A 13,662-nucleotide genomic window follows, 5' to 3' on the forward strand; every position below is an offset into this window, starting at 1 on the left:
CCATTCGCGCGAGCGGTTGCGACATGTCAAATTTCACCCAAGATACCCCCTCCGAGGACGGCTGGATGGCGCGGGAGATGCCCCTGTACGGGCCTGCCGCGGCCGTGGTGCTCGCGCCTTTGTTTCAGATTTTCAACGAACACGCCGACGAGATCTCCAAACGGCTGTTCGATAATCTGATGCGCTTGCCGAGATCCCCGCACTTTTTCCAGATGCTGTCGGCCGATGAACTCGAACAGACACAACGCAGACAGCTTCAATATTTGCTGCGGCTCGCCTCGCCGACACTCTCGGCCCACGACCATGGCGTGATGGCCCGCCAGATTGGCCGCATCCACGCGGCAATTGGCCTGGATCGCAGCGATCTGGCCAGGTCGCCCGGCGCGCTGTGGGCATCGATCCGCAATTTCATCACCCCCGACACGCATCACGGCGCGCTGGAAGTGCTCGAACGCCGTTTTATCCGGGATCTCGCATTGCAGTTGGACGTGTATCAAAACCTGCAGACCTCGCGCGAGACCATGCTGCTCAGTCTCACGGAGGTGGCCTGGAAAGCGCCGACCTACACCGACCTGATCACTCAAGTCGTCGAAACGCTGAGTGATTGCGACGAAATCGCAGGCTGCTTCGTCGGCCGCCCGGACGACGTCGGCATCTTCCGCTACGAGTCCATTGGCGGCGCGGCCATGGGGCAATACCTGAGCGAACTGGAAAAGTCCGCCGACGGCGCGATCATGGCCAACAGCGATTCGCCCAAAGGCAACGGCCCAACCGGACGCGCGTGGCGCAGCGGGAATATCGAGCGCTCGCTCAATATCTCGACCGACCCTCACATGACGCCCTGGGAAGAGGCCGCGCGACGAGTCGGCTTTCGCTCGAGCGTGGCGATTCCGCTGCATCAGCCGGATCACCCGACACGCGCAATTCTGACGTTGTACAGTGCGTCGCCCGGCGCGTTCACCGCCAGCGACCGGGTCGCATTCACCAGCCTGCTCCAGTCGCTGCTCGGATTCGCCATCACGCGCCTGGAAGCATTGGAAGGCAAAACGCAGACCATGTCTCACGGGTTGCGCCAGCACTTTGCCGGCCTGCTTCGCGGCAACGCGCTGGTGATGCACTACCAACCGCTGATGGATCTGCACTCGGGGCAAATCGTCAAGGTGGAGGCGCTGGCACGACTGCTCGACGGCGATCAACTCATCAGGCCGGACGCGTTTTTGCCGGCGTTCTCGGCGGAGGATCTGTTCGAGTTGTATCGCCTTGGCCTGGAACAGGCCCTGACGGATCGTCAACGCTGGGCCGAGGCCGGCCACGACCTTGGCATCTCGCTCAATTTGCCGGCCACCGCGCTCGGCGACGGGCGCTATTACCTGGCCACGCGCGACGCCCTGCACCGACATGCCTGCGCCGGCGAGAAGTTGACGCTGGAAGTACTGGAGTACGACGCTTTTCCGTTGGGTGTCGATCCGCTCATCGTGTTGTCGCACTTCAAGGCGCTGGGCGTCGTGCTCGCCGAGGACGACCTCGGCTCCGGCCACAGCAGCCTCAATCGCCTGCGGGAAATTCCTTTCGACGACGTCAAGATCGACCGTCACACCGCGCGCGTCGGGCATCACAATCCGGAGCGCGTGCTGCTTTTCATCTACCAGTTGATTCAGCTCGGTCACACCCTGCTCAAGCGGGTCACCGTCGAGGGCATCGAGGATTTCGACATGCTCGAGGCGATCGCCGTGCTGGGTGCCGATCTGGTGCAGGGCTACGTGATCAGTCAGCCAATGTCGGCCAAGCAGCTCGCTCAATGGTTGCGCCAGCCGCGTAACGCGCCCGACCGGACTCGCCCGGTGACAGCCTATGGCGTGCTGGCGATGGATATTTTGAAGCGCGAGCGGCAACGCCTGCTCGCGCATGAAAATCAGCGCGTCGCGCCGGATTGAGGCCGGCGCGACCGACATGATTTCTCGCACGGCTCGAGCGAACCCCATGACCGCGGATAAACGCCCGGGATGCTTTACAGCGTTTGCAATACCGCCTCGGCCGCGCTCACCTCGAATTTGCCGGGCGCTTCGACGAACAGCGCCTTGACCACGCCGTCCTCGACCACCATCGCATAGCGCTGCGAGCGCACGCCCATGCCACGCGCCGACAAATCCTGCTCCAGCCCCAGTGCCCGGGTAAACGCGGCGCTGCCGTCGCCCATCATGCGCACCTTGCCGTCGGTGTGCTGATCGCGCGCCCAGGCGCCCATGACAAACGCATCGTTGACCGACACGCACCAGATTTCATCGACGCCTTTGCTCCGCAGCGCGTCGTAATGCTCGATGTAGCCGGGCACATGCTTGGCCGAGCAGGTCGGCGTGAATGCCCCGGGCAGGCCGAAGATTACCAGCTTCTTGCCGTGCGCCAGCGCCTGCACATCCAGCGCGTTCGGCCCGATCGAGCAACCGCCCTGCTCGCTTTCGAAATATTCGTACAGCGTGCCCTGCGGCAGCTTGTCGCCTGCTTGAATCATGGTTTGTCCTTGTATTTGAGATAGTGGCTCCGACTACGCGCGACCGCGTCGCGGCCAACCCCGGCAGGCAGAACGATAAAATGCGACGCCGCGCCGTTGCGATGGGGATATCGCGCGTTATCGCAGTATCGCCGATTTCATTCTAGGAAGTGCCTGGGGGTTTGCCAACCCGCGGAGGCTACGCCCCGTCCGGCGACATCACTACTTGTGACAAGCTGGCCAACATGTATGATATGTTTCCATACATTTAAAACCAGCGGCACCGCGAACCGCTTTGCCGCGGCAAAAGTCCACCGCCACCGATCGATCAAGCATGAAACGTCAGAGCCGCCCCAAGGCGCCGCGCACCACGCCCGCCGCCGCGCCGCTGCAGCGCGATAGCGCCACGTCGCTGTATCGGCAAATCGCCGACCAGCTCGAGCACGATATTCTCGCCGGGCATTTCGCGGCCCATGGCAAATTGCCCTCGGAGCATGAGTTGACCGTCCGCTTCGGCGTGAGCCGGGTCACCGTGCGGCAAGCGATGGACGCGCTGCTTGCGGCGGGGTTGGTGGTCAAGAAGCAAGGCAAGGGCACTTTCGTTGCCGGCCAAAAGCTGCAGCACGATCTGCATTCGATGCAGGGCTTCTACGATTCGCTGATCGCGCAGGGCGTGGAGCCAGAGACCCGGTTGATCGAGTTCGCGGCCATCGCGCGCCCCGAATATGTCGATGCGAGCCTGGCAAACCCGAGCGGTCAATGTTTTTTCCTGCGCCGTATCTACCAGGTAGGTGGCGAACCAATTGCGATGGTGTGCGCCTACTTGCCCGCGGACGCAGCCAAGGTGTCCTGGCAGCAAGCCAGCGAGAATCCTATCTACGGCATTCTCGAGCGCCTGCTGCAGCTGCGCATCGCGCGCGCCGACGTGAGAATCCGCGCCCAGCCTGCCGGCGCGCGAATCGGCCGCGAGCTCGGGCTGGGTCCGCGCGCCGCGCTGCTGGTCATGGAGCGCGAGTCCTTCTGCAGCGACGGCACGGTAGCCGAACATTCGTCGTTCTACATTCGTCCGGAAAACTACGAATTCCTGCTCAGCGCCCAAGGCCCGCTGCCGATCAGCTCATCGATCCGGGGCGCCACACGAGCGCGCGTCGAGCAACTCGCCTGAATCGTCGCGCAACGCGCCTTGGCGCGCGCGGCGCCATCCCGTCAAGCGCGCGCGTTTTTATTGATCGGCCTGGCAATGAGGTCCGACAGGCGCATTTCCGTATCGATGAGCCAGACGAAACCGGCCCCGACGAGCATCAGGCCGCTTGCCACCAGGAAGGGCAAGGTCCAACTGCCGCTCCATTGCACCAGGGCACCGAACGCTATCGGAGAAATGATGCCGCCGACATTGGCCCAGGTATTCATCCAGCCGGCGGAGGTCGACGCATAAGAGCCGCCCATGTCCATGGCGATCGCCCAGAACACCGAAATCGTCGCATCCAGGAAAAAGAACGAGCAGGAAAACAGCATGATGGTAACGAACTGGCTTTGCGCATATATCGCGGGCAACAGCAGCAGAACCGAACAGATCATGCCGGCACTGGGGATCAGCCGCCGCCAAAGACGCTTGTTGCCGGTGCGCGCGCACAGGCGGTCGCACACCGCCCCACCCAGCACGCTGCCGAGCATGCCGCCGATGAACGGTAAAAATCCATAGATGCCCACTTTGAGCATGGTGAAGTGGTGGTCCTTGATCAGGAACGTCGGCAGCCAGGTCAAGTAGATCGTGAGGGTATAGAAGTAACAGAAATCGGCCAGGCAAAGCGCCCACATGCTTTTGCTCTTGAGCACCACCGCCCATACCTTCTTGCCATGCACCAGTTGGTTCCTGTGCGCCTGGCCTGTCGCCGGCGCACGATACACGGCAAGCCACACCAGACCGATCAGCACGGTTGCAGTGCCGAACACCCAGAACGGTCCGGGAATGCCGAACGCGACAATGCTGGCCACCCCAATAGGCACCGTGAGCGCAGCGCCCAGGCGCGTCGCCGCATGCATGATTCCCTGCGACAGCGCGCGCCGCCCGGGCGGCACCCAGGGCGAGACGCCGCCGGTGGCCGCCGGCATCGAGGCTGCCTCACCCGCGCCGGTAGCCGCGCGCATCCATGCCAATTGCCCGAGGTTCAGCGCCGTGACGCCGCTGAGGATTGTAAATGCGCCATACCAGAGCACCATCAGCCCAACCGAGCGCCGCGGCCCGAAAATATCGGACAGGTAAGCGAGTAGCGGCTGAAGAATCGTATAGGTAATCGCGAACGCGGAGAAAATCCATCCCATCGTGATTTTGCTGATGTGCAGATTCGCGATCAGATGCGGCGCCACGACCGACATCAACGCCTTATCCGTATAGTTGCTCATGTAGACCATCGAGCCCATCGCGATGACGATCCACGGATAGATGCGCGCCCGCTGCGCCATGGCGCCGGGTGACTGGAGCATGCCTTTCTTTGCTTCGGATGTTGCGTCCATTGTCTCCTCCAAGAAACATTTCGATCATCCGGCAGTGGCGCATGTGGTCGACGCGTATCTGCCCAGGAGCGGCACGTGGCGGCCCCGGCGAAGTGCCCCCAGCGCCGCGTATGTTTTTGTGTTTTCGATGCCTGCCTGCAAAACCGGCGACCGCGCCGGACACGGCATCTATGCGGCGCAACTCATCGAGGAGAACGCCGTTTTTCGCTCATACCCTTCTCACAGGTAGCAATCGGTTCCTGCCGTACGCGAGGCCGCGCGTGGCAGGCTTGTCCAATTCAACCCCGCTCGACGAAACGCACCTTGCTCATATTGCTCTGGGTGCCATGCGACTCGGCATCGCTCGCGCTGGCCGATGCCGAGGCTCGCCCCTGCGGGTCGAGCACGCGCAGCGTCCCGACGGCGGGATCGACTTCGACCCATGCCCCGTGGGGCACGCACGCGGTAACGTCTTCGTCGAAGCCGGCCAGCATGGGAATACCGGCCAGCGCGGCGCCCTGCACGAGAATCGTGTTGACGCTATTGAAGACGATGGCCAGCGGCGCCATGTCGCGAGACTGCATTTCATGAAGCATCCAGGCGCTCGCGACTCCGCCCTTGGCGGTATCGAGCACGAGAATGCGGCCGACATACGATTGACCGACCAGTTTGTGGGCCGGCCGGGAAAACACGCCGGTCAGACGGTTCAGGTCGTAGCGCGCCGACAGACCATCGTTGGCCACGAGCGCATGGCCCTCGACTTTGCGCCCCATCGCGTGGCGTGCGCTGAGCACCAGTTCTTTCATTGCAGTTCTCCGGTTTCGGCGGCATCGACGCATGCCGTCATCGACGCGAGCATCGGCACATAACCATAGCCGCCCAGGATGTTGACCAGCTTCGCGCTATTGCTTGCCAGCCGCTTCCAGCCTTTGGCCTCGGCCATCTCGCGTGCGTATGATTGGTAGAAGCACATACCCGATAGAACCGTGCCTCCGGCCGCTTCGATGCGTTCGGTGAAGCCGAAGCGATCCGCGTCGGGCTTGACCTGGGGACTGGTCACCGCCAGCAGAGGCACTTTGAAACGCCGCCCATCGCACAACTCGGCCAGCGTACGAAGCTCATAGAGGCTCAGTTGCGGGGCCGAGAACACCACGACGTCGACGGTTTTCTCCAGCGCATAGCTGCGCGTGAGCGCCTCGATGTCGCTGCGGCCGATGCACTGACGCACCGGCAAACGCTGCCCCCCCACCTCGCCCAATGTCGGCGCCTCGGGCGTCACGCCGACAATATGGAACAGTGCGGTCGAGCCGAAGCTCGCCATCGCCGCGCCAAAGTGCTTGAGCTGGTCCGACGATGGCGCGACCTCACCCATCTCGATAACGGGCACCTGCCAATAGTTGCCGGCCAGCCGACCGATCACGCCACCCAGCGCGCCCCACTCGTCGAGTCCGTTCGGCACGAAGTCGACCTGAACACGCAGCGTGGCCCGGCGATATTCGTCAAGATGAAAGGCATAGCGCGGCGTGCGGCCGGTCAACCCGGCCGCCAACGCCGACGGGCCGCCCTCGAAATTCGAGCGCGCTCCGTTGATCGAATTCGAATAGATCACCACCCCGGTGTCGCCAAAGGCCACGTGCTCGCCGCGCGTGGCGGCCAACACGGTCTGGTAGTTGACGCAGGTGTCGGTCATGGTGACGCCAAGCTTGACGAACGCGTCGATCGCCCGTCGCTCCAACTCCAACATCCAGGCGCTTTGCCCGAGCGCATCGGCCTTGCTGAAATCGGTGCCGCGCGGGTCTGTGATGGTCGGCACGCGTACCAGGTGCCGTCCGTCCTTGGCGTCGCAAAGGCGCTCCAGCCACATCACGCCGGCCTGCCCCAGACTCTCGGTATCGGCCATGATGTGCGCCTGCGTCACCGGCACGAAATCGCGGGCGTCGAAGAACTCGCCCACTGCTATCTGATGCCTGATGGCGGTCTGGGCAACCTCGCCCATTTCACCGGCCAGCATCGCTGTTTCTTCGTCATTGAGTCGCATTTCTCGGTCCCATGTGATGTCCTGCCATGCCAGGCGCCGCACGCCCATGCAGCGCCCATCCCAGATGCCGCGCTTAATCGACGGCGGCCAAGGCGCGCATTGGCTATCGGCACAATGCTGCTTAAAATGTATTAAGTTGTATTAATACATTAATGACCAGATAGTATGAAGCCGAGATGGCGATGTCAATAGCCCGGAAGTCCCGATTTCCATCAATACGCCGTCCGTCCCCGGGCAAGTGATCCATCATGAAACCGTTGATCTTTGCCACCGTTCGCGGCACGATGCCCGCATGACGCGATGCGCTGGGCCTCATAGGCGCCTGAAGAGAATCCGGACACAACGACAATGCGTTTTAAATTTTTCAAAGGCCTGCTGCCGCTGGATTGGCCGGGCGCACTGCGTGACGCGCTGGCCGGCGTGACGCTGGCGTCGATGAACATTCCTCAGGTGCTCGGCTACGCGCGGATTGCCGGCATGCCGGTGGTGACCGGTCTCTATACGGTGCTGCTGCCGCTCATCGGATTCGCCGTGTTCGGCTCGTCGCGCCATTTGGTGGTGGCGGCCGACTCGGCCACCGCGACGATCTTTGCCAGCGGTCTGACCGATATGGCGCCGGCCGGCAGCGCGGAATACGTCACGTTGGTCGGCATGGTTGCGCTGCTCACGGCCGGCTTCCTGCTCGTTGCGCGCATCTTCAAACTGGGATTTCTGGCCGATTTCCTGTCCCGCACCGTGTTGGTGGGCTTTCTTGCCGGGGTCGGCGTGCAGGTCGGCATTGCCATGCTGGGCAATATGCTTGGCATCAGCGTTAGCTCTGCCCACACCACCGGTCAGGTGATGCGTCTGGCGCAGGCCTGGGCGCAGACCCAGCCGCAGACCCTGGCGCTATCGGTGCTGGTGGTAACGCTGATCCTATGGTGCAAACGCTATGCGCCCCGGCTGCCCATGCCGCTGCTGACCGTGGTCGGCGGCATTGCCGCAAGCTACGTGTTTGATTTCTCCGGCCACGGCATTGCCGTGATCGGTCCGGTGCCGACCGGCTGGCCGCATTTCGGCGTGCCCATGGTCAGTTGGCGCGAGCTGATCTCACTGGTGCCGATCGCCGGATCGTGCTTTGTGGTTATCATCGCCCAAAGCGCGGCAGCCGCGCGGGTGTTTGCCGACCGCTATCACGAGCGGCTCGATAAGGATGCCGACATTCTTGGCCTGAGCGTGGCCAACTTCGGCGCGGCGCTGTCCGGCGCGTTCGTGGTCAACGGCAGCCCGACCCAAACCGCGATGGCCGATCGCGCCGGCGCGCGCAGCCAGCTCGCGCAACTGGTGTTCGCCGGTGTCGTGGTGCTGGTGCTGCTGTTTCTGACCGCACCGCTACAATATTTGCCGCACTGCGTGCTGGCCGGCATCGTCTTTACCATCGCACTCGGCCTGATCGATCTGGAGGGCCTGCGCGACATTCGCCGCGAGAGCCCTGGCGAGTTTTCATTGGCGTTGGTAACAGCGACCGCGGTGGTGCTGGTCGGCGTCGAGGAAGGCATTTTGCTGGCCATTGCACTGTCGCTGCTCCGGCACGTGCGTCATAGCTACCGGCCTCATACCACGCTGCTGGCACCCGACGCGCAAGGCAGGTGGCTGCCCATGCCGGCCACGCCCGGTGCGCAGACAGCGCCCGGGCTGATCGTTTATCGCTTTGGTGCGGATCTGTTCTTCGCCAACGACAATCGCTTTGCCGACGAAGTGCGCCAGCTCATCCAACGCGCACCGTCGCCGGTGCGGTGGTTCGTGGTCGATGCCGGGGCCATCACCGACCTGGATTATTCGGCGGCGCGCTCGGTGCGCACGCTGTGCGAAGACCTGACCGCGCGCGGCGTCACGCTGGTGTTCGGCCGCGTCAATGATTATTTGCTTGCCGATATGCGACGACACGGCATCGCCGAGGTGATCGGCGACGATCATATTTTCCCGACGCTGCACGAGGCTTTGTCCTTCACTGGCGTCCACCCAGCAGCCGCCGCTTAGCGGTGGCTCCAGCCAGCAGCGCGCCCGCCGCCAGCCGGGCGCGGGGTTGCGCGTGATCAAAACAGCTCGTCGTCGGCCAAGGCGCCATGAGGCGGCTGCGGCTGCCCCTGGCCTTGCACCTCCTGGCGCTTGCGCCGGATGTGGTACGCGGTGAGCAGTTGATGTGCCACCATGTCCAGCGCCGGCCTGGCCTCGCCATGCTTGTCGGTCCAGACCTTCGGGGTGAGGCTGCCAGAGAGCGCCACCGAATCGCCGTCGTCCAGCGCCAGCAACGCAGCCCTGACATCGTCGGCAAAGGCGATCACGTTGACGAACAGCGTCTCGTCGCCGGCGGCCACCCGCACCTTGGCCGTGACGAATGCCCGGCCGCCCTGGCCCGTGCGCTCCTGCGCGGCGCCATATAGTCGCCCGCCAATCAGCCCGTCGATCATGCCTCGCTCCCAAAACTCAATGGCTCAGTGTAACCGCAAGCGGCGTTGCCGCGCGTCGAGCTATATGGAATTTCGCAGGCACGATATCGCGGTGCCTCGTGGTGCCGGCAGGCTGGGGCGTAAGATATTGAAATAATTTTTGAGGATATGGCTATCGCGTCATGGTTGACGCGCGTTTGTCCAACCCACTACCCTAGCGCCTGTCAAAGCGATGAGAATTGCCGTGAAAATCTCCCACGTAGTCGCCGGCCTCGGTCTGCTGGCCGTGCTGCCGCTCGCGGCGGCACAACAATCCTCGGTGTTCAAAGCCATGCCGTCTTCAGCCGCCGATCAGGCGATCCAGCAAAACTGGAACGCCATCACTCATCCGCCCCCGCCGGCTCCTGCGCCAGACAGCAAGGCGCGCGCCGAGCGTCGCGCGCACGAACGGCGCGGCGCACGCCTGATGCAAACGACGAACTGATCGGCGCGCGCAGCTCAGAGCGTAATCGTGCCCTGACCCAGTTCGATCACCCGGCCGCCGACGCGGATGGCCCGATCCTCGCTGAGGTCGAGTTGCAGCCGGCATGGCCGGTCGATTTGATCTCCCTGGCTGACGCGCAAACTCGCAGGCAACGCATGCCCGGTCGAGATCAGCCAGCCGCCCAGGTTGGCGCAAGCCGATCCCGTGCCCGGATCTTCACTGACTCCGCCACCTTGAGTGGTGAAGAAATAGCGCGCCACCACCTGCCGCGTGCCGGTGTTCGCGCTGGGGTTCGCGCCATCGCCTGGCGCGTCGTCGAAAGCAAAGACGTAGCCGGTTTTTCGTCCCAGGCTGCTCAACGGCCAGCGCTCGAGCAAGGTGCTGACCGGCGCCGCGCGCCGCACCGCGTCGGGATGCTTGAGCGGTATCAACAGCTGATCGGCGCCGGTATCGACCCACACCGGGGCGGCGAGCAGGTCGTCGGCCTGCAGCCCTACCAGCGCCGCCACCTCGGCCCGCGGCAGTGCCACCTCGCGCACCAGAGGTGCCCCCTCGGCAGGCGCGGTCAGCGTCCAGACGTCGCCGTGCGCCCGCACCGGCACCACGCCGGCCTTGAACGACAGTGTCAGCGCGTCGCCGCTGCCGCGCAGCGCGCGAATGACGTGAGCAGTCCCCAGCGTCGGATGCCCGGCAAACCGCATCTCATAGCCCGGCGTGAAAATCCGCACGTTCGCGTCGGCCTGTTCGGAAGGCAGGATGAAGGTGGTCTCGGACAAGTTGAATTGACGCGCCAGCGCAAGCATCTGCGCATCGCTGAGCCCCCGGCCGTCTTCGAACACGCAGAGCGGGTTGCCGCCGAAGGTGGATTCTGCGAACACATTGACGATACGGAAACGGTAGTGGGCCATAAGGGATCCTCGCGGCGGGCATCGAAGCCCATGAAGTCGTGCAAAGCACTTAGCCTAGCGGCTCGCCAGGCCGCTCGCCATGGACAATTCGACGCAGATTCACCAAGCCAGTGAAGGCGCCGGCGACGGTCCCGGCAAACGCTGGACGTCTGCCCTATACTGGCTCCTCCCCGAACTTGCCGCCTAGCCAACGCGCCCTGCCCATGCTGCCGATCGCCATGACCCTGGCCATGCTCGCCGCGCCGCCGGCCGACCCGCTCGGTGCAGCCCAGGCCCGTTTTGCAGCACTCGGCAGTTACGAGGTGACGATCCGTTCGTCGGGCGACCGGCGGGGAGCCGAAGTGATTCATTACCTCTACCGCCGCCCCGATCATGTACGCATGGAATTCGACCAGCCGCACCACGGTGCCGTCATCGTCTACGACCCCGCATCACGGCGCGCCGTGGTGTGGCCGTTCGGCCAGGGACATTTCCCGCGCCTGGTGCTCAGCCCCGGCAATCCACTGATTCGCGGCGCGCGCGGCCAGCGGATCGACCAGTCGAGCGTCGGCGCGCTGCTGGCCAGTGCCCAGGCGCTGCAAGCCGAGGGAAAGACATCGCTGGAAGGCCAGACCATGGTCGGCACGCAGCACACCTGGCATGTGGTGGTGACCGGCGCCGGTAACGCCGAAGTGGCCGGCGGCATTCATCGCTACGATCTGTGGCTCGCCACCGGCTCGCTGTTTCCGGTCAAGGTCCAGAGTCGCGATGTCGCGGGTCAACTGCTGGAGTCGGTGCGCTTTGACGACGTGCGCCTGAATGTGCCGCTCGCGGCGCGGCTGTTCGACCCGCGGGCCAAACCGGCCGGCGCGCCCGCCGCCGTCGCGGTGCCGTCGACGCAACGCGCGCGCAACTGACACGCGAATACAGGCCGCGCAGAGCCTGTGCGAGACCGCGCTCTGCAAAGTTTGGCCGAAGCGCTTAACATGCCACCTTCCGTTGTTTGGCTCACTGATTTTTTTGACATGTCTTCTCGTACTGGCAGTTCCCTGACACGCGGCAGCGTCTTGCTCATGGCGATCGCGTGCGGCTTGACCGTCGCCAACCTGTACTACAACCAGCCGATGCTGGACGATATCCGCAGGGACTTCGGCCTGAGTGCGTCGCAAGTCGGCCTGATACCGATGCTCACGCAGCTCGGTTACGCTTTCGGCCTGCTCACTCTCACGCCGCTGGGCGATCGCGTCGATCGCCGCCGGCTGATTCTCGGCATGCTGGCCGTGCTCACGCTGTCGCTGATCGGCGCGGCACTCTCGCCCAGCCTTGCCGCGCTCGGTGCGGCAAGCTTCCTGGCCGGTGTCACCTCGACCGTGGCGCAGCAAATCGTGCCGCTGGCGGCCCAGCTGGCCGAGCCGGCCAGGCGCGGCAAGACCGTCGGGCAGGTCATGAGCGGTTTGCTGATCGGCATTTTGGCGGCCCGCACCTTGAGTGGCGTGGTGGCCACCGCGTTCGGCTGGCGCGATATGTTCTGGATCGCCGCCGCGATGATGGTGGTGCTCGCGCTGATCCTCGCGCGCCGCTTGCCGCACGCGCCGCCTACCACCGATATGTCATACCGGCAGTTGATGGTCTCGCTGCTGCATCTCGCACGCCGGCATCCAGCGCTGCGTGAAGCCTCGCTGGTAGGCGGGCTGCTGTTCGCCTCGTTCAGCGTGTTCTGGTCGACCCTGACGCTATGGCTGGCCAGCCCCGCCTTCGGGCTGGGCGCCGATGTGGCCGGCATGTTCGGCCTGGTCGGTGTGGTCGGTGCGCTGGCCGCGCCAGTCTCCGGCCGGCTGGCCGATCATGGCGGCCCGCGCCGCGTGCTGGGTGTGGGCATTGCCATCGTCGTCGCGTCGTTCGTCACCTTCGGCTGGTTCGGCGCCAGCCTGTGGGGCCTGGCTGCCGGCGTGATCCTGCTCGACCTTGGCGTGCAGGGTTGCCAGATTGCCAATCAGACCCGCATCTACGCGCTCGATCATGCTGCAGCGAGCCGCCTGAATACGGTCTATATGACCAGCTACTTCGTGCTGGGGGCGCTGGGCTCGGCCCTGGGTTCGCTCGCATGGTCGCATTTCGGCTGGCTCGGCGTGTCGGCCGCGGGTCTGCTGCTTGGGCTCGGCGCCGGCCTATGCCACTGGGCCGGGCGGCGGCACGTCGTGACTGCCACGAGTTGAACCGAAGGAAACGCGGGCAGCGTTTGCATTTGCCAGGATCGCTCACAAGGCAGTGAGCGATCTCCATTCACCTGAGCCCGACGCGCGGCACCATATCAAGCGCTCCTATCGAAATGCCGTGAGAAATTCTCACCATTTCGCAACAGAATGATACAAATCATTACAGGCGCGGGCGGCTCGATCGGGTATCTTGGAATTGCCATCTGTCAGCGGCAGCGTGACGCATGAGTGTGTCGCGCCGACATGCCGGAGTCCGAAATTGACAGAGCTTTGAATGGAGATGAACAATGAAAACCACACAACCTCTGCGCGCCATGAGCAAGCTCGCCCTGGCGCTTGCCTGTGCGGCCAGCCTCGCGGGTTGCGCAATGAACGGGATGTCGCCGCGCCAGGAGCGCAACACGGCGCTGGGCGCCGGCATCGGTGCGCTGGGCGGCGCGCTGATCTCCGGGGGCGATGCCTGGACGACCATCGGCGGGGCGGTCGCCGGTGGTGTGATCGGTAACGTCACTACCGACAATCGCGGTCACTACTATCGCCGCGATCGCTACTGATCGGCCCGGCCCCCAAGCCCAACTGTGCTCCTGTCCCGCGCGCGCCGCCATCGGTCAGCTCCGGCGCGCATCT

13 protein-coding genes are annotated in these 13,662 nt (G+C 64.2%); 7 read left to right on the plus strand and 6 right to left on the minus strand.

Going from position 1 to position 13,662, the window contains the following annotated elements:
• Positions 1 to 23: 23 nt before the first annotated feature.
• Complete coding sequence (locus PATSB16_RS13805) at positions 24 to 1,934, plus strand: EAL domain-containing protein (protein ID WP_047214698.1); 1,911 nt, start codon at positions 24 to 26, stop codon at positions 1,932 to 1,934.
• A 74-nt stretch (positions 1,935 to 2,008) separates the two neighbouring features.
• Here PATSB16_RS13805 and PATSB16_RS13810 read toward each other — a convergent pair whose 3' ends face one another.
• Complete coding sequence (locus PATSB16_RS13810) at positions 2,009 to 2,509, minus strand: peroxiredoxin (protein WP_047214700.1); 501 nt, start codon at positions 2,507 to 2,509, stop codon at positions 2,009 to 2,011.
• Positions 2,510 to 2,822: 313 nt separating this feature from the next.
• Between PATSB16_RS13810 and PATSB16_RS13815 the strand changes: the two genes are divergently transcribed.
• A complete protein-coding gene (locus tag PATSB16_RS13815) occupies positions 2,823 to 3,653 on the plus strand; it encodes a GntR family transcriptional regulator (protein WP_047214701.1) in 831 nt (276 codons plus the stop codon).
• A 41-nt stretch (positions 3,654 to 3,694) separates the two neighbouring features.
• On the opposite strand, the gene PATSB16_RS13820 is transcribed toward PATSB16_RS13815, so the two are convergent.
• The 3 genes from PATSB16_RS13820 to PATSB16_RS13830 all read right to left on the minus strand — a co-directional run bounded on the left by PATSB16_RS13820 (position 3,695) and on the right by PATSB16_RS13830 (position 7,019).
• Positions 3,695 to 5,002 (minus strand): MFS transporter, encoded by a 1,308-nt coding sequence (locus PATSB16_RS13820; protein ID WP_047214702.1) that lies wholly within the window; start codon positions 5,000 to 5,002, stop codon positions 3,695 to 3,697.
• Positions 5,003 to 5,280: 278 nt separating this feature from the next.
• A complete protein-coding gene (locus PATSB16_RS13825; protein ID WP_047214703.1) occupies positions 5,281 to 5,787 on the minus strand; it encodes an aconitase X swivel domain-containing protein in 507 nt (168 codons plus the stop codon).
• A complete protein-coding gene (locus PATSB16_RS13830) occupies positions 5,784 to 7,019 on the minus strand; it encodes an aconitase X (RefSeq protein ID WP_047216570.1) in 1,236 nt (411 codons plus the stop codon). The genes PATSB16_RS13825 and PATSB16_RS13830 overlap by 4 nt, the downstream gene beginning before the upstream one ends.
• A gap of 348 nt (positions 7,020 to 7,367) precedes the next feature.
• On the opposite strand from PATSB16_RS13830, the gene PATSB16_RS13835 reads away from it, so the two are divergent.
• Positions 7,368 to 9,038, plus strand: coding sequence for a SulP family inorganic anion transporter (locus PATSB16_RS13835; protein WP_047214704.1), 1,671 nt, complete (start codon positions 7,368 to 7,370; stop codon positions 9,036 to 9,038).
• Between the two features lie 56 nt (positions 9,039 to 9,094).
• Here the strand turns inward: PATSB16_RS13835 and PATSB16_RS13840 are convergent, their stop codons facing one another.
• Positions 9,095 to 9,469 (minus strand): single-stranded DNA-binding protein, encoded by a 375-nt coding sequence (locus PATSB16_RS13840; protein ID WP_047214706.1) that lies wholly within the window; start codon positions 9,467 to 9,469, stop codon positions 9,095 to 9,097.
• A gap of 223 nt (positions 9,470 to 9,692) precedes the next feature.
• Between PATSB16_RS13840 and PATSB16_RS13845 the strand changes: the two genes are divergently transcribed.
• Entirely contained in the window at positions 9,693 to 9,932 is a 240-nt protein-coding gene (locus PATSB16_RS13845; protein WP_047214708.1) for a hypothetical protein, read from the plus strand.
• Positions 9,933 to 9,946: 14 nt separating this feature from the next.
• Here PATSB16_RS13845 and PATSB16_RS13850 read toward each other — a convergent pair whose 3' ends face one another.
• Positions 9,947 to 10,840 carry a PhzF family phenazine biosynthesis protein gene (locus PATSB16_RS13850; protein ID WP_047214709.1) on the minus strand — a complete coding sequence of 298 codons (894 nt, stop codon included), beginning with the start codon at positions 10,838 to 10,840 and terminating at the stop codon, positions 9,947 to 9,949.
• A 203-nt stretch (positions 10,841 to 11,043) separates the two neighbouring features.
• Between PATSB16_RS13850 and PATSB16_RS13855 the strand changes: the two genes are divergently transcribed.
• The 3 genes from PATSB16_RS13855 (at position 11,044) to PATSB16_RS13865 (ending at position 13,589) form a co-directional block, all read left to right on the plus strand.
• Entirely contained in the window at positions 11,044 to 11,736 is a 693-nt protein-coding gene (locus PATSB16_RS13855; RefSeq protein ID WP_052892687.1) for a LolA family protein, read from the plus strand.
• Between the two features lie 108 nt (positions 11,737 to 11,844).
• Positions 11,845 to 13,035 carry an MFS transporter gene (locus PATSB16_RS13860; protein ID WP_047214710.1) on the plus strand — a complete coding sequence of 397 codons (1,191 nt, stop codon included), beginning with the start codon at positions 11,845 to 11,847 and terminating at the stop codon, positions 13,033 to 13,035.
• A gap of 287 nt (positions 13,036 to 13,322) precedes the next feature.
• Positions 13,323 to 13,589: a glycine zipper 2TM domain-containing protein gene (locus PATSB16_RS13865; RefSeq protein ID WP_047214711.1), complete on the plus strand. Its 267-nt coding sequence runs from the start codon at positions 13,323 to 13,325 to the stop codon at positions 13,587 to 13,589.
• Positions 13,590 to 13,662: the final 73 nt, after the last annotated feature.

The organism is Pandoraea thiooxydans (genome assembly GCF_001931675.1).
In the GTDB taxonomy this organism is placed as follows: domain Bacteria; phylum Pseudomonadota; class Gammaproteobacteria; order Burkholderiales; family Burkholderiaceae; genus Pandoraea; species Pandoraea thiooxydans.

Bases quoted from the DNA above. Each gene is read 5' to 3' on its own strand.
- PATSB16_RS13805 (WP_047214698.1), top strand. From the start codon at position 24: ATGTCAAATTTCACCCAAGATACCCCCTCCGAGGACGGCTGGATGGCG.
- PATSB16_RS13810 (WP_047214700.1), bottom strand. From the start codon at position 2,509: ATGATTCAAGCAGGCGACAAGCTGCCGCAGGGCACGCTGTACGAATAT.
- PATSB16_RS13815 (WP_047214701.1), top strand. From the start codon at position 2,823: ATGAAACGTCAGAGCCGCCCCAAGGCGCCGCGCACCACGCCCGCCGCC.
- PATSB16_RS13820 (WP_047214702.1), bottom strand. From the start codon at position 5,002: ATGGACGCAACATCCGAAGCAAAGAAAGGCATGCTCCAGTCACCCGGC.
- PATSB16_RS13825 (WP_047214703.1), bottom strand. From the start codon at position 5,787: ATGAAAGAACTGGTGCTCAGCGCACGCCACGCGATGGGGCGCAAAGTC.
- PATSB16_RS13830 (WP_047216570.1), bottom strand. From the start codon at position 7,019: ATGCGACTCAATGACGAAGAAACAGCGATGCTGGCCGGTGAAATGGGC.
- PATSB16_RS13835 (WP_047214704.1), top strand. From the start codon at position 7,368: ATGCGTTTTAAATTTTTCAAAGGCCTGCTGCCGCTGGATTGGCCGGGC.
- PATSB16_RS13840 (WP_047214706.1), bottom strand. From the start codon at position 9,469: ATGATCGACGGGCTGATTGGCGGGCGACTATATGGCGCCGCGCAGGAG.
- PATSB16_RS13850 (WP_047214709.1), bottom strand. From the start codon at position 10,840: ATGGCCCACTACCGTTTCCGTATCGTCAATGTGTTCGCAGAATCCACC.
- PATSB16_RS13855 (WP_052892687.1), top strand. From the start codon at position 11,044: ATGCTGCCGATCGCCATGACCCTGGCCATGCTCGCCGCGCCGCCGGCC.
- PATSB16_RS13860 (WP_047214710.1), top strand. From the start codon at position 11,845: ATGTCTTCTCGTACTGGCAGTTCCCTGACACGCGGCAGCGTCTTGCTC.
- PATSB16_RS13865 (WP_047214711.1), top strand. From the start codon at position 13,323: ATGAAAACCACACAACCTCTGCGCGCCATGAGCAAGCTCGCCCTGGCG.